The organism is Streptomyces sp. ERV7, assembly GCF_001653515.1.
In the GTDB taxonomy this organism is placed as follows: Bacteria; Actinomycetota; Actinomycetes; order Streptomycetales; family Streptomycetaceae; genus Streptomyces.
In genome coordinates this window covers 826,276-844,575 of record NZ_LYOY01000029.1, presented here as the reverse complement: position 1 = coordinate 844,575, position 18,300 = coordinate 826,276, and the positions used below count along the sequence as shown (strand labels likewise).

Genomic DNA, 18,300 nt, shown 5'->3' with positions numbered 1-18,300 from the left:
CCCGGACGCCGTGGCGGCAGCGGTACACGGGGAAACGACCGGGCCAACCGTCCGCTCGTCCCGCGACGATCACAGCGACCGTGACCGTGATGCCTGATGCCACCCCACCGGGGACTCCCTACTCTGGCACCCAGCCGCCTCGCGCCCATCCGCCCGAAGGGCCAATCCGCGTCCTCCCCAAGACGGACCTGCACGGGCGAACCCGCTCCTTGAGCATGACAACCAGCCGATCGGCGCTTCTCTCCCCGCATCCCCTCCCCATCCCCTCCCCCCCTGGACAACTCCTCCATTTCTTCGACTATTCTCATAATCGAACTAGTCGGGGTTGCGGGGGAGGGATCATGCCGGACATCCAAGCCGCGTGGCTGCGCGCGTCGTTGCCGTTGTGTCTGCTCGGCGTGCTGGCCACCGAGGGCGAGAGCTACGGCTACGCGCTCATCCAGCGGCTCGGCGAAGCCGGGCTCGGAGGCCTGAAGGCGGCCACCCTCTACCCGGCCCTCGGCAGGCTGGAGGAAGAGGGCGCCGTCGAAGTGCGGTGGAGCGCCGGAGACGGCGGGCCGGGGCGGAAGTACTACCGCCTCACCCCCACCGGCCACACCCGGCTCGTAGCGGAATACCGGTCCTGGCGAGCCCTGGACGACGTGGTGAGCGCGCTGGCCGGGGGCCGCTCTCCCGCACGGACGACACCCGAGGACGAAGGGGGCGAGGATCGATGACGCGGGGCACCGAACAGCGGCCGGTCTGGACGCACAAGGACGACGAGCGGTGGGCCGCGGAGTTCGAACTCACGCTGGCCTACCACCACAACCCGCCGACCGGGCTCGCCGACGAGATACTGGCCGAGGTCCACGAGATCGCGACGGAGGCCGGGCGGCCCATCCGTGAGGTGGTCGGCGAGCCGGACGCCTACGCCGGTACGGTCGCGGCGGAGCGCATCAGCGAGACGCGGCGCAGCGCCGCCGACCTGGACGGGTTCGCACCTGGCGGCCGGTTCACCACAGGGCTGGTGATGGCGGGCTTTCAGGCAGTGCTGTTCGGCATCGTGCTCTGGGTGAGCGACGGATTCTGGCTGACGGCCGGATGGCCCGAGCTGACGGGCGGGGCGCTGCTGGCCGCACTCTCCGTGACGGTGTCCGGGGTGCTGCCCGAACTACGGGCCGCCGCGCACCTGCGGGCCTGGCGCGTCACGCTGGCGGCCGTCTGCGCCCTCGTACTGACAACCGCCGCCCTGTTCACCGCGGTCCCCTCCGGATCGTTGGTCGAGGTGCCCGCACCCGCGCTGTTCGGCGTCGGGGCGCTGCTGGCCGTCGCGGGGTTCCGGCTGTCCGACGAGCGGGCCGCGCGCTGGTTCCTCGGGCGGCGTGCCGCGGCGGAGCCGGTCGGTGACGACGCCTGGCTGGCGCGTCTGGAAAAGCTGCTCAGAGGGCGGCACGGCTACCCGGCCGCGGCGGCGGCCCGCTGCCGGGAGGAGGCCCGGGACCATCTGCGGGCGTCCGGCGGCGGCGCGGCCGAGGAGTTCGGTCCTGTCGAGGTGTACGCGCTGCGCTTGGCCGACAACCCTGGACGCGCGAGCCGCTCGGCGCGCATCCAGCTGGTCCCGGCCGCGGCCATGTGCGCGCTCAGCTTCTGGTGGGGGTACGACCTGCTCGCCCACCCCGAGCCCGGATCGGTGTGGTTCTGGGTCAAGGCCGTGGTGCTGCCACCGGCGATCTGGGCGTGGGTCTCGACCCTCCTCGACATCCGCTCGACGCTGCGCCGCGCCGCCCGGAAGGACACCGCTGAGCGCGACCGCTCCGAGTAGGTCCGGGGCCGGCGCGGTGGCCTCGAAACCCACCGGGCGACGAAGCCGGGAGCGACCACCGGCGCACCGGGGACGCATCGCCTCAGCGCGCGGTGAGGCGATGCGTCCCGGGTGCGGTGGTCCCTCACGGCAGGATCTCGACGTACCCCTCGCTTCCGTGCACGCGGATCCGTTGCCCGTCCCGGATCAGGCGGGTGGCCCCTTCCACCCCCACGACGGCGGGCAGGCCGTACTCCCGGGCGATCACCGCCCCATGGGTCATCAAGCCGCCCACCTCCGTCACCAGACCCGCGATTCCCACGAACAGCGGCGACCAGCTGGGGTCCGTGAAGGGCGTGACCAGGATGTCGCCCGCTTCGAGGTCGGCCTCCGCCATGTCGAGGATGACGCGGGCCCGGCCCTCGATGGTCCCGGTGGAGACCGGTAGGCCGACCAGGGCGCCCACCGGCACGTCGTCACGTCGGTACGCCCCGGTGAGGGCCTCGCCATCCGAGGTGAGCACCCGGGGCGGTGTGAGCGCCCGGTACGACCGGAACGCGTCCTTGCGCTGCTGGATGAGCCGGCCGTCCACCTGGTGCGAGCGTGCGACGTCGTGGAACTCCTGGAAGGTGAGGTAGAAGACGTCCTCCCTCTCGGCGAGCACATGGGCCCGCACGAGGCGCTCGGCCTCCGCCAGCAGGGCCTGCTTGTAGACGAAGTAGCGGCTGATGATGCCGTACTTGGGATACTCCCGGTACCCGATGAAGGTGCGGACCCGGTCGATCATCCGCTTGGCCTCGGCGGCTTTCCGGTCCCCGTCCGGCAGGGCCCGCAGGCGTGTCAGCACGTCCTGTTCCTTCTTCCGCGCCTTCTGCCGGCCTTCTTCGAAGCGCCGCTCGGCGGCGCCCGGCTCGAAGTTCCTGACGTTGTCGAGGATCACGGGCACGAGCGTGGTGGGGCGCTCGCGCCACCGTGGCCTCGTGATGTCGATCTCGCCGACGCAGCGCATGCCGTACCGGTCGAGGTAGGCCTGGATGGCGTCACGCGCTTCGGTCCCGCCCGCGAGCTTCGCCAACTCGTCCAGGAAGCCCTCGTCCTCGACGTTCCGCAGGAACGCCACCACCTCCGGCTGCGGGCGGATCACGTCCGCGACGTCGAGCAGTGCGAGCCCCATCTCCGACGTGACGTTGTCGGGAGCGGACAGGGTGAGCGTGTCAGCCGCGTTCTTCTCGCCCAGCCACTCCCCCAGCTTGTCGTTGAGCCACCACGTGGCCTCCATCCCCGCCATGATCACCTGGATGCTCAGCGGGTCGCTCAGGACCCGCTTGTGCTCCTCGAAGGCCTCCAGGAGGAAGTCGAACAGCGCCGGTCCCCTCTTCGTGCGGATGTCGCGCTCCAGAGCGGCGACGGACGTCCGGCTGCGCTCGATCAGCTTGGTGACGATGGCCGGATCGGTCTCGACCGGGGTGGACGCACCACCGGCCGGCGGTCCGCCCGGACCCGTGTCCGGAATCGAGGGGACGAAGTCGTCGCGGTCGAGAACGGTCTCCAGCGCGTCCCTGACCAGCGGATCGCCTCTCCCCATGAGGTCCAGGAGCGCGGCGCGGCTCGCGGGCGAGGCCAGGCGCCGGGTCACGTCGACGAACAGCCTCCCGCCCGCCTCGTGCATCGGCGCCATGGCCGTCAGCTGCCACATGGAGAACCCGAGGGGCTTCATGGGGTCGGTCATCATCTGCTGATGACCGACGGACACGTAGACGTGATTCTCCTCGTCGCGGGCCTCGGGCACGGGGAACAACGTCGTGATCGGTCGGCTCTGAACGATCTGGAAGCCGTCATCGACCAGGCACCACTCGATGTCCTGCGGGCGGCCGAAGTGCGCCTCGATCCGCCGCCCGAGCCGCACGAGCCGCACGACCTGCGCATCCGTCAGCGCCGGCTGCTCCTGCCGCCGCGCGTCGACCGCCACTTCCTGCGTACCGCCGCCCGGCAGGGCGTGAACGGCACGCTGTTTGGCGGCGATCCCCTTGGCCACGATCTCGCCGTCTCGCACCTTGAAGACATCCGGGTTCACCAGGCCGGAGACCAGGGCCTCGCCCAGGCCGAAGCCGGCGTCCACGGTGGCGACCTTCCGGTTGCCCGTGACGGGGTCGGCCGTGAACAGGATGCCGGCCGCCTGCGGGAAGGCCATCCGCTGGACGACCACGGCCATCCGGACCGTACGGTCGTCGATGCCGTTCCGCCGACGGTAGATCACGGCCCGCTCGGTGAACAGCGAGGCCCAGCACCGGCTGATGTGCTGGAGGATCGCCGTCGGCCCCATGACGTTCAGGTACGTGTCCTGCTGGCCGGCGAAGGAGGCCGTCGGCAGGTCCTCCGCCGTCGCGCTGGATCGTACGGCGTACGCGGCCTGCTCGCCGAGACGCGCGAGCGCGCGGGTGATCGCCGTCGCGACATCACCCGGGATGGCGATCCCCTCGATGGCCCCGCGGATCTGCGCGCTGAGCCTGCGGATCTCCTCCCGGTCGTCCGGGTTCACGCGCGACAGTCGGTCGAGCCGGTCCTCGATCGACGGCGCTTCCGTCATGATCCGCCGGAAGGCGTCCGTCGTCACACAGAAGCCGTCCGGTACGCGGATGCCTTCGATCCCCGACAGACCGCCCAACTGCGCGCCCTTGCCGCCGACGACGGCGACCTGCGTCTCGTCGACCTCTTGGAGATCCAAGACGTACTGCTCCGTCATCGCGATACCTCCTGGGCAGCCGTGCTCCATTGCACCGCGGTGGTCGATCGCCTCACCGGCACCGCCGGACCTGCCTCATACGTCGACAACAACACACGCACGTCGTGCTCCCATTTCCGCAGGTTGTGGCCTCGGCCGACGATTCTGCGCCACGACCGGGGCCTTGCCGCAAGCCCCCCACCGCGCTATAACTTGAGAGTGGCAAGGAGAGTGCTCTCCTTGCCTTTTCTTTTGCCGTCGCAGGCGATGAGCGAGCGCGTGACGGTCGGTCAGCCGGGTGTTCCATCCGGTCCCGTGCAGCTTCCGGCAGAGGGGTCTGGGCTGACCGGGGCCTCTGTCGGCCGACACACCACCTGACACGGACGCACGAGCGTCGACCACAGTTACCCATGGCTACTCTTCGGATACGCGGGGTAGCCACTTGTCATTCCCGCACCCGTATCTCCAGATGGGAACGGCATGAGACTCCCCACCCGACGGCGCACCGCGTCACGGTTCCTCACCGGGCTCGCCCTGTGCGGATCGTGCCTGCTCGGCACGTTGCCGGACGCTGCACCCGCCGCAGCGTCCACCGTCACACCGAGGGCCGCATCCTCGGCGACGCGGTCCGGCCGCGCCGATCAGGTGCGTGAACGGGCCGACTTCCTCATGGCGAGGACCTACCGCGAGTTCCCCGCCTATGCGCGGCAGCGCGAGGAACCCTTCGACTGGGACACCGACGGCTGCTCACCCCCCACCCCCCGCTCGTGGGCGCGCGCGTTCCAAGACGCTTGCGTCATCCACGACTTCGGCTACCGCAACTACGGCGGACAGCGCCTGCGCCTGGACCCCACCGAAGCCCGGCGCAAGAGCATCGACGACCGCCTCCTTGAGGAAATGCTCCGGATCTGCACCGACCGGCCGGGGACGCTCCCGAACTGCCCTGGCACCGCACGGACGATGTACCAGGTCGTACGGCTGTACGGAGGCTCCGCCTTCAACGGCGCTTAGGCATCCCACGGGGCTCCGGCCGATGCACGCTCAACGATTGCGCCCCATGTCCGCCCCGCCCCCCACCGGCGTTGGGCCGCGGCGCATGGCCGACCGCGGTCACAGAGTGAGGAGCCGCACTGCCAGCACGGTCACCGTGCCGCCGGTGAACACCGCCCCCAGCGCGGTGAACAGCAGGTCGACACCTCGCGTGTCCCAGCCCTCGATGACGAACCGGTGGGGGGCTTGCGGGTCGTAACGGACCATGACGTGCGCCCCCACCCTGAAGCCGCTCCCCACGCTGGAGCGGCCGAACCTGGACGAGTCCTCGCATGTGTGCCCGTCCCGGGTCGTCCAGGCCGCGACCGGGTGGTAGAACTTGGCGCCTTCGTCGCTCCGCACGACGTCGTGGCGGACGATCCGGGCCCTGGCGGTGACACCGCTCCGACGCAGCGCCTTGGCGCGGCGGAGTCCGTACACGCCGAAGCTGAGGAAGGCCGTGCCGATCGTCAGCGGGATGAGACAGAAGAGCCATTCACGTTCCATGTGTTGCGTGACGTCCGAGCCGGGATGTCGGTTGCAGACGAGCGCAGTGACAATCCTCGTACAGGGCTTGTCGGGGCTTGCCTTGATGACCACATCCGACGCCTCGTGAACGCCGTGCCCCGCGGCGGGGCGATCCTGGCGCGGACGCTCTCCCGGGAGCGGTCGGCGCGCCCTCGTCCCCGGGTGGCCGTAGTGTTGCGGCCATGTGCTGGAGCGCGAGCGCCGACCTCGTCGCGGGTACGGGCATCGCGGCCGTGGGGGTCGTCTCGGTAACCCTGGCCGCCCGACGCCCCCGTGACCTGCCACTGGCCGCGCTGCCGCTCCTCCTGGGCGTCCACCAGATCATCGAGGCCGCGGTCTGGCACCACGACGGCGGCACCGGGCCCGCCACGGTCGCCTGGGCCGTCATCGCGCTCCCGCTGCTCGCGTTGTGGGTACCGGCGGCCGTGCTGTGCGCCGCACCGCCCAACGCACGCCGTCGCCTGCTCATCCCCCTGGCAGCGGGGGCCGCGACGGCGGCGGCGCTCGCCCACGCCCTGGCCACGCGCACCGTGACCGCGGAAATCCGTGGCCACACCGTCGGGTACTCCCTGGGGCTGCCACAGCCACAGCTGATCGTCGCCGGCTACCTCCTCGCCACCATCGGCTCGCTGCTTCTGTCCGGCGACCGGGGCCTGGTCCTGTTCGGCGTCCTGGTCGGCATCGGCGCCGCGGTGACCGCCGCGCTGTGGCGACAGGAATACATCTCCACCTGGTGCGCCTTCGCCGCGGTGTGCTCCGTAGTCCTGGCCCTCTGGATCAAAGGGCGCCGTCCACCGGCTCCCCGCCGGTCTCAGCCGGCCTGATCCGCGAGGGGATCGTCGCGGCCGGGCGGTTGCCAGTCGAGGATCGGGGCCAGCGAGTTGAGGAGCGCCGAGCCGGGAGTGAGGCGGACCATCAGGTCGCGCAAGGCGGTGGCGGGTGCCGACTGCCATTGAGCGGCGACGCCGATCCGGTCGGAGCGACGGCCGATCAGCTGGGTTCGGGGGCGTCGGTGGTGGTCGTACGAGGCCAGCGCCGACTCCACGTCGGAATGTGCGTCCAGGAGCGCGGCGAGCGTGACCGCGTCCTCCAGCGCCTGGTTTGCCCCCTGGCCCAGGTTCGGGGTCATGGCGTGCGCGGCGTCGCCGAGCAGTACGGCCCGCCCGGTGACGAAACTGGCCAACGGCGGCAACGTGTAGATGTCGTGGCGCAGCACCGCTTCCTCGTCGGCGGCCGCCAGCAGTTGGGGAATGGGGGCGTGCCAGCGTCCGAAGCGTCGGCGTATCTCGGCCAGTTCGTTGCCGGGGTTGCGCTGCCCTTCGGGGGCGTTGGCGACGCAGAAGAGGTAGGCACGGTCATCGGCCAGCGGGGCGATCCCCACGCGCTCGCCGCGTCCCCAGCTCTCGCCTCCCACCGACAGCCGCTGCTGCGTGTCGACGACGAGACGCCATGTGGTGTACCCGGCGTAGCGCGGTTTCGGCGCTTGCGGCCACAGCGCGGACCGAACGCTGGAGCCAATGCCGTCGGCGGCCACCAGCAGATCGGCCCGTGAGACCTCTTCGCCGTGCTCGACCTCGACGTGTTGACCGTCGAGGCCGACCCTGGTGACCTTGGCGTCCGCGCACAACGTCCCCGCCGGAAGGGCCGTACGCAGGATGTCGAACAGCCGGGCACGGTGGATCATCACCACAGGGCCGAACCGCCTGTCCAGCTCTTGAGTGTCGGTCCGCGACAGCCAGCGGCCGGACATGTCCCTGATGCCCGCCTGGGTCTCGACCAGGGCCTGCCGGCGAACCTGGTCTCCCACGCCCAGCGCGTCCAGTGCGCGCAGGCCGTTGGGCCACAGCGACAGCCCCGCTCCCACCTCGCCGAAGGTGGCGGCGCGCTCCAGCACCTTCACCCGCCAGCCGCTCCGGGTCAGCGCGATACCGGCGGCCAGGCCGCCGATCCCGCCTCCGACCACCATCGCGGAACGTTCTCCGGCACCGTCGGTGTGTCCTGCCTCGCCCATCAGAACTCCCTCTACATCTGTAGTGGACGCTTACTACTCTACACTTGTAGAGGCAAAGGTCGAGAGAGAGGAAGCCAGTGACTCAGACCACGCTCCGGCGGCAACGGCTGGCCGACGCGGCGATCCACACCCTCGCTCGTTCCGGCATGCGCGGACTGACCCACCGCGCGGTCGACCAGACCGCCGAAGTCCCGGTGGGCTCATGCTCGTACTACTTCCGTACGCGCCAAGAGCTCCTGCGAGCCGCTGTCGAGCGCCTGGCCGAACTGGACATCGCCGAGATCGACGAGCGCCCCGCCCTCACCGGGCCCGCGAGCGCCGTCCAGATCGCCGAGGCCGTCGCGGGCCTCATCGAGCACTGGACCACCGATGGGCGCGAACGGATGCTCGCCCGCTACGAGCTGGCCCTGGAAGCGCCCCGCCGCCCCGAGCTACGGGCCGCCCTGCACACCGCGGGAAGTCGCCATCGGGCCGTGGCCGAGAACATGCTCGCCACCGCGGGCGCCCCCGACCCCGCGGCACACGCGAACGCGTTCGTGGCTCTCCTGGACGGCCTGCTCTTCACCCAGCTGACCGCGGCAGCCCCGCATCGGCTGACCCCCGAACAGCTGCGCCGCACCCTCCTCGCCCTGATCCACACCTACACCGCGCCGCAGCATCCCTGAGCGGGGAGGGAGGGCCGGCGGCGGTGTGACGCCGCCGGCCCGACGGATCACCGCCGCGCTTGGCCGGAGGAGGTGGTCAGCCCGAAGCGGACCACACCGTCGCCGGGCTCGACGCCGGAGAGGGCGTACCGCTCGAAGCCGGCCTTCTCCAGGACGCGGACGGAGGCGGGGTTGGACCGTTCCACTCCGGCGACCACGGCGTGGACGCCCGGTGCGGTGAGGGCGAACGTGGCGAGCGCCCGGGTGGCTTCGGTGGCGTAGCCCCGGCCGCACCGGGAGGCGACGACGCCGTAGCCGATCTCGACGGCTCCCTCGGCGGGCGGCCAGAACAGGCCGATCGAGCCGACGACGAGGCCGCTGTCCCGTTCGATGATCAGCCGGTGGCCATGGAGGCCGAGCCAGGCCGGGTTGTCGTCGAAGAGGGCCGCGATGACGCGGTCGCCGTCGGCGGGGAAGTCCTCGGCCCAGTCGGCCGGACGGACGGTGTCGGTGAGGACGGCCGCGGCCTCGGCCGTCGTCCAGCTACGGAGCACGAGCCGCTCGGTGGTCAGCTCGCTGGGGCCCTGAGAAGTGGCGGAATGCACGGGTGTCTCCTGGTCATGGTGAACGACCCGGACCGCGTCGCGTCAGCGAGCGGACCGGAAAAGGGCATGCTGAGAAAGGCCGTTGGCAGCCATATTCATCAACCTCCCTGGTCCGTGTCCGTGTTCGCGCATCACCCGCGCCGAAGGGACGGTAACAGATGCCCGCCGGGGACCACTCGCTCTTTTCCTGTGGGCATCGGGGGTTTCTGGCCGCACCCCCAATTGTGGGGATGTACGGCACCGGGCGCGACCGCCAGAGTGGGGCGTTGTCCCGGAGATACCCGTGAGGAAGGACTCTGTATGAACGTTCGTCCGACCCGTCGCCTCGGAGTCGCGATTGCGGCGGCGGCGAGCGCCGCGCTCGCTCTGACCGGTACGACGGCCACGGCAGCACCGTCAGCAGGGGCACAGGCTCCCAGTGTCTTCAGCTTACGAAACGCGGCCGGCGGGGATGGGAACAAGTGCGTGGGACTGGCCAACAACGGCAGCACCGCCAACGGCACCCAGCTCGTCCTGTGGGACTGCCACCTCCACCCCGATCAGTGGTGGTACAAGGGCGACGACGGTGTTTCCCTGCGCAGCTACGCGTCCGGCTATCCGAACGGCAAGTGCGTCGGGCTGGCCAACAACGGCAGCACAGCCAACGGAACGCGCCTGGTGCTCTGGGACTGCCACCTCCACCCCGATCAGTGGTGGAGAATGCAGGACCTGGGGGACGGCACCTTCGCCCTCGCCTCGGGAGCGGGCCAGAACAAGTGCGTCGGGCTGGCCAACAACGGAAGTACCGCCAACGGGACCCCGCTCGTCCTGTGGGACTGCCACTACCACCCGGACCAGCGATGGTTCACACGCTCATAGCGCAGCCGTACTGACACACCCATAGCGCCTCCGCACTGATACGGCCGGGGCCGGCGCCCAGCGACAGCGGCCCGGCCCCGGTCCGTTCAGTGAGCGGCGGTGCCCACCGAGGGCAGATAACGCGGTGTGCGCCAGGCCTGCAGCCGCCGCTCCACGGCGGCGCCCAGCGACAGCAGCCCGGCGTCCTCGTGGTCGCCGGCCATCAGCAGCAGACCGACCGGGAGTTCGCCCACGGATCCAGCGGGCACCGACAGCGAGGGGTAGCCCGCGACGGCCGCGGGGGTGGAGGACGGGATCACGTCGTTGTCGCCGCGCGCACAGTCGGTCGTCCAGGCCGGCGGGTTCGTCGGGGCGGCGATGGCGTCGAGGCGGTGGGCGGCCATCGTCTCGTCGATCGAGCGCCGGGACAGGTCCGTCAGCTCCGCCCGCATGGCGCGGTACGCCGGGTCGGTGGTGGGCGGCGCGGCGAGGGCCTGCTCGAACAGCTCCTGCCCGGCGAAGCAGGTCTGCTCCTGCGGGTGCGTGCGGTTGAACGCGATCAGTGCGGCCAGGTCGCGGGGCCCTTGCCGCGTGCCGAGGTAGGCGTCGATGTCCCGGTGGAACTCGCTGAGCAGCGCGGGGAATTCGAGCTCGGCCAGTCGGTCCTGGTACGGGGGTGTCACCTCGACGACCTCGGCACCGGCGCCGCGCAGTTTCGCCGCGGTGCGGGTCATCAGGGCGTCGACGTCGGGGCCGAGCGAGGGCAGTCGCCACAACCCGATGCGCTTGCCGCGCAGACTGTCCTGATGACCCGTCACCCCTGCCTGGCGGGCACGCTGTTCTTCCAGCGCGCCGGGTGCCGAACGGCCGGTGAGGTCCGTGGAGCGATCCCCCGTGAGCACGGAGAGCGTGAGCGCGGTGTCGATGACGTTGCGCGCCATGGGCCCGGCGGTGTCCTGCTCCGCGGAGATCGGCACCACTCCCCTCTGGCTCACCACGCCCAGGCTCGGCTTGAGGCCGACCACTCCGTTCATCCCGGCCGGACAGACGATGGAGCCGTCGGTCTCGGTACCGATCGCCACCTGGGCCAGCGACGCGGCGAGCGCGGCGCCCGAGCCGGCGGAGGATCCGCACGGATTGCGGTCGAGGACGTACGGGTTGCGGGTCTGCCCACCCACGGCCGACCACCCCGATGTCGGTTTCGCCGCCCGGAAGTTCGCCCACTCCGACAAATTGGTCTTGCCCAGGATCACCGCCCCCGCCTGCCGCAGCCGGGTCACCACCACGGCGTCCTCACCGGGCGGTTTGCCCGCCAGCGCCAGCGACCCGGCCGTGGTCGGCAGGTCACGGGTGCCGACGTTGTCCTTCAGCAGCACGGGGATGCCGTCGAGCGGGCCGCGCAACCGACCGCTGCGCTGCCGGGCGTCGCTGGCCGCGGCCTGCCGCAGGGCCGACGGATCGGTGTACAGCACCGCGTTGATCTTCGGGTCGACGGCCTCGATCCGCCGCAGATAGGCACGGGTCAGCGCCGACGACGTCAGAGTCCCCTTGTCCCTGCGTGCCTGTAACTCCGGGATCGTCACCGTGTCCAAGTCGACCCCGCCGAGGGACGACGCTCCGGGCGAGCGTGTGTCCGCGGCGCCGACGCCCTGCGCGTTCACCCCCGGCGCGCCCGCCAGCAGCGACCCGGCGGCCAAGGCGACGACCAGTGCACCAACTCTGCTCATTCTCATGGGAATCAGCGCACTACACGCCTCCCGCCCGGCGCAAGAGGCCGTCCCGGCCGGAAACGCTGTCTTCGCCTACTTGGACGTGACCTGTCCGACCGGGTCGGTGTCGGTCGCCAGCGCGTCCCGCGCCGTCTGCCACGCGGGGTCGCCGGGGTAGAGCTCGCTGCGCAGGTAGGCACAGGTGAGCCGGGCGACCGCGGCGACTCGCTCGGGGTTCTCGTCCGTGGTCTCGGCGACGTCGTATCCGGAGACCCCGCCGAGCCCGTGCTCCGCGCCGAAGAGGGTGAGCAGCGACTTCGGGCCCGGGGCGAGGAGGTAGGGGTCGGTGTGCCAGTCCGGGCCCCGGACCGTCAGGAAGGCCGAGTCGTCCTTGTCTCCGGCGACCACGAGAGCGGGCGTCGTCATCCTGGAGAAGTCCGTGGTCAGGAAGAAGGAGTAGTTCTCGACGGTGAACGCGGTGAGGGCGTCGCCACCCCGGCCGGGCGCGGCGAGCAGCACGCCCGCCTTGATCCGGGGCTCGGCCAGGTCCACTTCCGTTCCGTCGTGGGGATCGGCGAGCCGGGCGCCGAGGAGCAGGCTCGCGGTGTGCCCGCCCATCGAGTGCCCGGCGACAGCGACCCGACTGGCGTCGAGGCGGCCGGCGAGCTGCGGAACAGCGGCCTCGATCGCGTCGAACCGGTCGAGGATGCGCGTCATGTCCTCGGCCCGGGTGCGCCAGTGCGCCGCGGCCACGGGGACCTGGGGGCTGGCGCTCAGCGTCCTGGAGTCCAGGTGGGTGGGCTGGATGACGACGAAGCCGTGTGCCGCCCAGTAGTTCGCGAGCGGGGCGTAGCCGTTCAGCGAGGACAGGTTGTTCGACGGGCCGAGACCGTGCGAGAGGAGGATGACCGGAAGGTCGCTCCCGGTCACCGGGGCGGAGATGCGCACCCGCAGGTCCACGGCGCGGCCGGGAGACGGCAGCACCACCGGACTGACGGAGAGGACCGGAGCGGGGGTACTGAAGGTGTCGGCTGCGTAAGCAGATGCACTCATGACGAGCATGCCCTTCGATGGCCTCGGCCGTCGGCCGCGCGCGGCAGACGGCAGGTATGACGGAGTGCCCGCATCAGCTACGCTGAAAGCGGATCCTTGTTCCACTTACAATACGGATCAGCGATCCGCTTAGTCAACGGCCGGCCCGAAGGAGAACGTGGTGCCCACTGCAGGCCAGTCCGAAGGGGCGTCCGCCCGGAGCAAGCGAGCCGACGCGGTGCGCAACCAGCAGACGCTGCTCGATGCCGCCGCGGAGGTGTTCGTGACCTCGGGGATCGACGCGCCGATCCGGGAGATCGCGGCCCGGGCGGGCGTCGGTCTTGGGACGCTCTACCGCCACTTCCCGACCCGGGCGGACCTGGTCACCGCCGTCTACCGCCACCAGATCGAGGCGTGCGCCGAGGCCGGTCCGAAGCTGCTGTCCGACGCCGCCTCGCCGTTCGAGGCGCTGCGCCAGTGGATCGACCTCTTCGTCGACTTCCTGGTCACCAAGCACGGCCTCGCCGACGCCCTGCAGTCCGACAGCGACCGCTTCGCTGCGCTGCACACCCACTTCCTCGACCGTCTGATGCCCGTCTGTGCCGAACTGCTCGACGCCGCGGTCGAAACCGGCGACATCAGGCCCGGCGTGCAGCCCTACGAGCTCATGCGCGGCATCGGCAACCTCTGCATCGGACAGGACAGCGATCCCCGCTACGACCCCCGCCGGTTGATCGAACTGCTCCTCAAGGGACTGCGGCAACCGCACACACCTGACGGTGACGACACCCGATAGCCCTCAGCGCTCCGCGAGAAGGGGCAGCAGCAGCGCCGAGGACCAGCTGAAGTTCGGTGCGTTGAGTCCCGCCCCGGTCAGCGGGTCGTAGTTCTCTCTGATCGGCCCGTTACCGGTCAGACCCGCGGCGCCGTCGGTCAGCCGGGCGGTCAGCGCGTCCGCGTCGTGGCCGAAGCCGTAGCGGCGCAGCCCGGCGATCGCGAAGTAGGCCTGGTCGAGCCAGACGGGGCCGCGCCAGTACTGCCGCGCCGAGAAGTACGGCGAGCTCCTGGCAACGGTCGGCAGGGGCAACGGGGTGGCGAACTCACCCGGGTCCAGGAGCCGCCCGCGTACGGCGGCGGCCTGGCCGGGGCTTGCGACGCCGGTCCACAGCGGGACGGCACCTTCGATCCCCCGGCCCCGCTCCGTCAGCCGGGTGCCCGTGCCGAGCGCGCTGTCGTAGAACCAGCCGGTCGCCGGGTCGTACATGCGCTCCCGTACGGTCCGGGCGGTGGCGGCCGCCTTGGTCTTCCAGTCGTGGGCGGCCGTCCGCAGCCCCAGCTCCGCCGCGATCATGCTCAAGTGGTTCTGGTCGGCGGCGAGGTAGGCGTTGAGGTCCACGGACTCCTGGGTCAGGGAGTAGCCGGTCACCCGCCCTGAGCCGTCCCGGTCGGGCACGACCGAGGTGCCCAGTGCGGCGTCGAAGCGCGGGGCGTCGTCCATGCCGCTCTCCCACGCCGCGGCCAGCCGCTGCTGCGCGGGCGAGCCGTTGGCGGGGTCGGCGGTCGCCCCGTACTCCGCGAGCCCGTTGTGGTCGTGGTCCCGGTTGCGGTACCACCACCGCTCGTACGCGGCCAGCTTCGGATACACCTCCCGCAGGAAGTCCCGGTCGCCGCCGCGCCGGTAGACCTGCCACACCGACCAGGCGCCCAGCGGCGGCTTGGTGTTGCGCTCGTTCCAGTTGGTGCCGCCGCGCTGCGGGCCGTTGTAGAAGACGACGTCCGGGATCATCCCCGCGTCCTGTGGCCGGGTCGTCGAGTCGGGCCGTATCTGGTGGTCGAGCACCGAGCGGATCTGTGCCTGGGCGAGGCCGGGGTCGAAGCGTGCCGTGCCGACCGCCTGCTTCCACGTGTCCCAGGCCCAGAAGCCGCCCGCGAACCACTTGTACGACAGGGAAGGGGTGATCCCGTCGTGTGCGAGGTCGCCCGCCGCGCTGCGCCAGTTGGTGACCAGCGTCTGCAGCGCCTTGACGGCGAGCCGGCGCCGGTCGGCGGGCACCCCGGTCGTCACGCCGTCGACGTAGCGCCGCCAGCGGGTGTCGACGGACCGCACGGTCCGTTCCGGTGCGGCGAGCACCTGCCGACTCGCGCGTGTTTCCGTGGCGCGCTCGGCCTGCGTGAAGGTGTAACTCTCGGTCCAGTCCAGAGAGCGTTGCGCGCCGGGCGCGAGCGTGAACGCCCTGGCCAGTTCCGTACGGTACGTGTCCCCCGCCACGGTGGTACGCACCGCCTCCGCGTGCCGGACCTCGAACCGTTCGGTGCCGTCGGTGAGGAAATCGTCCGCCGCGCGCACCTTGGCGAAGTCGACGGCGACGCCCTCGGGCACGGCCACCAGCGCGGGTGCCTGCCGCATGGGGGCTTCGGCGGACCGCAGGAGGCTGCCGGTCCAGTCGGCGCCGATGGTGCGCGGGGTGCGGCCGGTGTTGCGCACCGCGGCGCGTACCAGCGCGGTGCGGTGGGTGGCGTACCGGAGTTCAAGCGTGAGCCCGAGGCCGCCGCCGATGTCGTACGCCTGGACCAGGGACCCGGGGCGTGCGGTGAAGCGGGGCTTGCCGCCGCCGGCCAGGTCGAGCACGCGGCCGTGCTCGCTGAGCCGGATGCGGCTGAAGGAGGTGCTCAGCCACCACGGGTATTCCTGCGCGATGTAGAGGGGCCCGGTGAATCCGCCGTAGCCGCCCGGGGCGTCCGCGACCGGCAGCGCGTAGGCGTGCCAAGCCCCTTGGTCGGCGAAGACGTTGACCGGGTTGCTGTCCTTCGCGTCCCCGGGAAGCGCCACCGTGGGGGCGCCCCGCAGATCGAGCACGTCGTCGTAGCGGGAGTCGACGGCCGGCTCGTGGGCGGCCGGTGCCGTGGTACGGGACTGGGCGGCCACCGGGGACTGGAGGCAGGCGACGGCCACGGCCAGGACGAGAGCGAGCACGAGCAGGGCGCGCGGGTGCGGCCGCATCGGCGGGTTCCGATCTTCCTGGGTCCCAGGGGCGTGCCCGGCGGTGTGGCCGGAACGCGGTTGTTTCACAGCCAGCTGACTCGCATGCTGGTGGTTTCCGGGGGCGTGTCGCCCGTCGGGCGGGCGAGTTCGCCGGACCACACGCGCTCCAGGAGCCGTCGGACGGTGTCCGTGATCTCGGGTGCCGCCGCGCTGAGCGCCTCCGCGTCGGCCGCCGGGATGTCGTCCGGCGCGATGCCGGTCGCCTTCAACAGCTCGGCAGGATGGGCGAGTTTGCCGCTCAGCCACGCCAGCGGGTCGCGGGTCAGCTCGTCGACGAAGACCCGGGGGCTGGGGTTCCAGTCGTCGAAGTCCGGGTGGTGGTGCGTACGGTCGAAGGTACGGGGGGCGGCGTTGGCGTCCTGGAGGAGGTCCACCCGCCACAAGGGGCGGCCGATGGTGATGGGCCGTGCGGCGTAGATGGACCCGGTCAGCTCGCCGCGCTCAAGGATCCGCAGTTCCAGCCGCACCCCGCGCTCGGGGGAATCCTGCCCGGGCGACGGGTCGGGATCGATGAAGTAGAGGTCGCCCACCACGATACCGACCCGCTCGAAGCCGAATGCGTACAGCATGTCAACCCACCCCCAGGAGTGCTCACTTGACATATCGCGTCCATGCGCCGCCGAGCCTAGGCGGCTCTGACGTCGCCAACAACACCAGAGCCAGCCGCGTTATGGGAACCGGACCGCGCCGGCCCTCAGCGTGCGGCCCCTGCCCTTCACCTCTCGGGCAGTTGGGACAGGAAGGTGCGCACAGCGGCGGCGAACTCGTCGGGAGCGTCGCAGTGCACGACGTGTCCGGCCGGAAGTTCGACCAGCTCGGCCTGACCTGCCCGGCGGGCTATCATCTCCCGGGCGTGGTCCGACGCCAGGACGACGCTGTCCCTTCCCCGGATCAGCAGGGTCGGGCAGGGCACCGCCTCCCAGTCGCCCCAGTAGTCCCCGGTGAGGGCTTCGTGGGACAGCACCGTGTCCTTGATGTCGAAGGAGAATCCCCAGCCGTCACCGAACTGACGGAAGGTGCATTCGAGATAGGGCGCCAGCGGGCCGAGAGCCGAGGCCAGTGCCCGACGGGAGGGTGCTCTGCGAGGCAGTTGCGTGGTGAGCGACCAGTCGGCATCCACCACGGCGCCGACGTCCTCGACGATCAGGGCTGTCACCCGGTCCGCGTGCCGGACGGCGTACTGATAGGCGTTCACGCCGCCCAGGGAATGCCCGAGTACCGCCACCGGACCGAGTCCCAGATGGCGGTGGAAGGCGGCGATGTCAGCGCCGTACTCGGACCGCTGGTAGCTCGGGGCGCGGTCGGATTCCCCATGCCCACGCTGGTCCAGGGCAATCACCCGCCACTGCGGCGCCAGCGCTTCAGCCAGCGGGGCGAACACCGATGCCTCGTTGTAATGCCCGTGAAACGCCAGCAACGGGAGCCCCGGGCCGCCGAAGTCCACGAACGACAACCGCCGCTGATCAACGGTGAAGAACGCACGCATACCGGGCATGCTAGCGCCGACATAACATCAACATCAACATGCGGAATTGACCGCTACGAGCGGCCTCTACTCGCCGACGACTCCGTCGATCGCCACCACCCCGGTCCGGAGAGTGGACCCTGGGTCACTGGGTGGTCCACTTCCACGATGCGGCCTTCATGTAGTCCGTGTCGGTTTCTATGTCCGTACCCCAGGCCAGTCGGGCAGGGGGATGCGCCTCGTCCCCGGCGAAGACCGTGCAGAGGGTGTGGGTCTCGCCGATGTCCCAGCCCATGTATACGGGTGGGACTTCGCAACCGCCGTCGACGAATCCCGAGTGGACGACCGGCCGCTCCGCGACTTTCACGCCCTTCATGTCGAGGGCGGCGGCATGCGCCCCGAGGTCAGGGTTGGCGACCTGCGGCTTGCCTTCCTTGAGCGTGTACGTGAAGTACACGAAGTACGGCGTACTGCCCTTGAGTTCGCCCGGGGCGAGCGTGTCCCAGTTCAGGTCCTTTGCCTGCTGGGGAGTTCCCTTGACGATCTTCTTGGCGGTTACCTGGAACTTCCCGCCGCTGGTGTTCAGGGGTTCGTACAGCTTCGGGGCCGGCTGGCCCATCGCCAGCGCGGGGCCCCACTCCGGCTTCTCGGACGGGCTCGCGGACGGGGTTTCCTGGCCGGTCTCGCCCTTCGCCGCCCCGCCCTCGGAAACACCGGACTTCCCGCCTCCTCCGTCACCGCCGCAGGCGGTCAGCGTGAGTCCGAGGACGGTGACGAAAACCCCGTACAGGGCCTTGGAGCGGTGGTGCATGCACTGTTCCTTACTGGCAGAAATTCCGGGCCGGGGAAACGGGGACGAACAGGAGCCCGAGCACATCGGATTTCCCCCGGCCGA

The 18,300-nt window shown here is 70.8% G+C and carries 17 protein-coding genes; 7 read left to right on the top strand and 10 right to left on the bottom strand.

The genetic code is table 11. The annotated features are described in order from the left end of the window. Positions 1-341: 341 nt before the first annotated feature. Positions 342-716 (top strand): PadR family transcriptional regulator, encoded by a 375-nt coding sequence (locus A8W25_RS10170; RefSeq protein ID WP_067158775.1) that lies wholly within the window; start codon positions 342-344, stop codon positions 714-716. Beyond that, complete coding sequence (locus tag A8W25_RS10165) at positions 713-1,801, top strand: hypothetical protein (RefSeq protein WP_067158774.1); 1,089 nt, start codon at positions 713-715, stop codon at positions 1,799-1,801. Before A8W25_RS10170 ends, A8W25_RS10165 begins: the two co-directional genes overlap by 4 nt. 124 nt (positions 1,802-1,925) lie before the next feature. Here A8W25_RS10165 and rph read toward each other — a convergent pair whose 3' ends face one another. Further along, a complete protein-coding gene (gene rph, locus A8W25_RS10160) occupies positions 1,926-4,523 on the bottom strand; it encodes a rifamycin-inactivating phosphotransferase (protein WP_067158773.1) in 2,598 nt (865 codons plus the stop codon). 459 nt (positions 4,524-4,982) lie between these two features. Between rph and A8W25_RS10155 the strand changes: the two genes are divergently transcribed. Further along, positions 4,983-5,513 (top strand): phospholipase A2, encoded by a 531-nt coding sequence (locus tag A8W25_RS10155; protein ID WP_079125935.1) that lies wholly within the window; start codon positions 4,983-4,985, stop codon positions 5,511-5,513. Positions 5,514-5,612: 99 nt separating this feature from the next. Here the strand turns inward: A8W25_RS10155 and A8W25_RS10150 are convergent, their stop codons facing one another. After that, positions 5,613-6,038: a DUF3592 domain-containing protein gene (locus A8W25_RS10150; protein WP_067158771.1), complete on the bottom strand. Its 426-nt coding sequence runs from the start codon at positions 6,036-6,038 to the stop codon at positions 5,613-5,615. Positions 6,039-6,241: 203 nt separating this feature from the next. Between A8W25_RS10150 and A8W25_RS10145 the strand changes: the two genes are divergently transcribed. Next, positions 6,242-6,883 carry a DUF6629 family protein gene (locus A8W25_RS10145; protein WP_067158770.1) on the top strand — a complete coding sequence of 214 codons (642 nt, stop codon included), beginning with the start codon at positions 6,242-6,244 and terminating at the stop codon, positions 6,881-6,883. Here the strand turns inward: A8W25_RS10145 and A8W25_RS10140 are convergent. Continuing rightward, entirely contained in the window at positions 6,871-8,070 is a 1,200-nt protein-coding gene (locus tag A8W25_RS10140) for an FAD-dependent monooxygenase (RefSeq protein WP_067158769.1), read from the bottom strand. The genes A8W25_RS10145 and A8W25_RS10140 overlap by 13 nt on opposite strands. Positions 8,071-8,147: 77 nt before the next feature. Between A8W25_RS10140 and A8W25_RS10135 the strand changes: the two genes are divergently transcribed. Next, complete coding sequence (locus A8W25_RS10135; protein WP_067158763.1) at positions 8,148-8,735, top strand: TetR/AcrR family transcriptional regulator; 588 nt, start codon at positions 8,148-8,150, stop codon at positions 8,733-8,735. Positions 8,736-8,782: 47 nt separating this feature from the next. Here the strand turns inward: A8W25_RS10135 and A8W25_RS10130 are convergent, their stop codons facing one another. Continuing rightward, on the bottom strand, positions 8,783-9,319 hold the full coding sequence (locus A8W25_RS10130) for a GNAT family N-acetyltransferase (protein WP_067158762.1): 537 nt from the start codon (positions 9,317-9,319) through the stop codon (positions 8,783-8,785). 465 nt (positions 9,320-9,784) lie between these two features. Between A8W25_RS10130 and A8W25_RS33920 the strand changes: the two genes are divergently transcribed. Then, on the top strand, positions 9,785-10,177 hold the full coding sequence (locus A8W25_RS33920; protein ID WP_067158761.1) for an RICIN domain-containing protein: 393 nt from the start codon (positions 9,785-9,787) through the stop codon (positions 10,175-10,177). 86 nt (positions 10,178-10,263) lie between these two features. On the opposite strand, the gene A8W25_RS10120 is transcribed toward A8W25_RS33920, so the two are convergent. Next, the gene (locus A8W25_RS10120; protein ID WP_420708428.1) at positions 10,264-11,883 is read right to left on the bottom strand and encodes an amidase; all 1,620 of its coding nucleotides are present in this window, start codon (positions 11,881-11,883) and stop codon (positions 10,264-10,266) included. Positions 11,884-11,958: 75 nt separating this feature from the next. Continuing rightward, the gene (locus A8W25_RS10115; RefSeq protein WP_067160972.1) at positions 11,959-12,918 is read right to left on the bottom strand and encodes an alpha/beta hydrolase family protein; all 960 of its coding nucleotides are present in this window, start codon (positions 12,916-12,918) and stop codon (positions 11,959-11,961) included. Between the two features lie 160 nt (positions 12,919-13,078). Between A8W25_RS10115 and A8W25_RS10110 the strand changes: the two genes are divergently transcribed. Then, complete coding sequence (locus A8W25_RS10110; protein WP_067160955.1) at positions 13,079-13,693, top strand: TetR/AcrR family transcriptional regulator; 615 nt, start codon at positions 13,079-13,081, stop codon at positions 13,691-13,693. A 3-nt stretch (positions 13,694-13,696) separates the two neighbouring features. On the opposite strand, the gene A8W25_RS10105 is transcribed toward A8W25_RS10110, so the two are convergent. The 4 genes from A8W25_RS10105 to A8W25_RS10090 all read right to left on the bottom strand — a co-directional run bounded on the left by A8W25_RS10105 (position 13,697) and on the right by A8W25_RS10090 (position 18,216). Continuing rightward, positions 13,697-15,898: an MGH1-like glycoside hydrolase domain-containing protein gene (locus A8W25_RS10105; RefSeq protein WP_067158755.1), complete on the bottom strand. Its 2,202-nt coding sequence runs from the start codon at positions 15,896-15,898 to the stop codon at positions 13,697-13,699. A 65-nt stretch (positions 15,899-15,963) separates the two neighbouring features. Continuing rightward, complete coding sequence (locus tag A8W25_RS10100; protein ID WP_067158754.1) at positions 15,964-16,509, bottom strand: hypothetical protein; 546 nt, start codon at positions 16,507-16,509, stop codon at positions 15,964-15,966. A 146-nt stretch (positions 16,510-16,655) separates the two neighbouring features. Further along, entirely contained in the window at positions 16,656-17,426 is a 771-nt protein-coding gene (locus A8W25_RS10095) for an alpha/beta fold hydrolase (protein ID WP_107470649.1), read from the bottom strand. A 124-nt stretch (positions 17,427-17,550) separates the two neighbouring features. Continuing rightward, entirely contained in the window at positions 17,551-18,216 is a 666-nt protein-coding gene (locus A8W25_RS10090; protein WP_067158752.1) for a hypothetical protein, read from the bottom strand. Positions 18,217-18,300: the final 84 nt, after the last annotated feature.

Excerpts from the sequence above, each read along its gene's own strand:
- rph (WP_067158773.1), bottom strand. The coding sequence starts at position 4,523 with ATGACGGAGCAGTACGTCTTGGATCTCCAAGAGGTCGACGAGACGCAG.
- A8W25_RS10150 (WP_067158771.1), bottom strand. The coding sequence starts at position 6,038 with ATGGAACGTGAATGGCTCTTCTGTCTCATCCCGCTGACGATCGGCACG.
- A8W25_RS10115 (WP_067160972.1), bottom strand. The coding sequence starts at position 12,918 with ATGAGTGCATCTGCTTACGCAGCCGACACCTTCAGTACCCCCGCTCCG.
- A8W25_RS10170 (WP_067158775.1), top strand. The coding sequence starts at position 342 with ATGCCGGACATCCAAGCCGCGTGGCTGCGCGCGTCGTTGCCGTTGTGT.
- A8W25_RS10145 (WP_067158770.1), top strand. The coding sequence starts at position 6,242 with ATGTGCTGGAGCGCGAGCGCCGACCTCGTCGCGGGTACGGGCATCGCG.
- A8W25_RS10120 (WP_420708428.1), bottom strand. The coding sequence starts at position 11,883 with ATGAGCAGAGTTGGTGCACTGGTCGTCGCCTTGGCCGCCGGGTCGCTG.
- A8W25_RS10100 (WP_067158754.1), bottom strand. The coding sequence starts at position 16,509 with ATGCTGTACGCATTCGGCTTCGAGCGGGTCGGTATCGTGGTGGGCGAC.
- A8W25_RS10140 (WP_067158769.1), bottom strand. The coding sequence starts at position 8,070 with ATGGGCGAGGCAGGACACACCGACGGTGCCGGAGAACGTTCCGCGATG.
- A8W25_RS10165 (WP_067158774.1), top strand. The coding sequence starts at position 713 with ATGACGCGGGGCACCGAACAGCGGCCGGTCTGGACGCACAAGGACGAC.
- A8W25_RS10105 (WP_067158755.1), bottom strand. The coding sequence starts at position 15,898 with ATGCGGCCGCACCCGCGCGCCCTGCTCGTGCTCGCTCTCGTCCTGGCC.
- A8W25_RS10090 (WP_067158752.1), bottom strand. The coding sequence starts at position 18,216 with ATGCACCACCGCTCCAAGGCCCTGTACGGGGTTTTCGTCACCGTCCTC.
- A8W25_RS10095 (WP_107470649.1), bottom strand. The coding sequence starts at position 17,426 with ATGCGTGCGTTCTTCACCGTTGATCAGCGGCGGTTGTCGTTCGTGGAC.
- A8W25_RS10155 (WP_079125935.1), top strand. The coding sequence starts at position 4,983 with ATGAGACTCCCCACCCGACGGCGCACCGCGTCACGGTTCCTCACCGGG.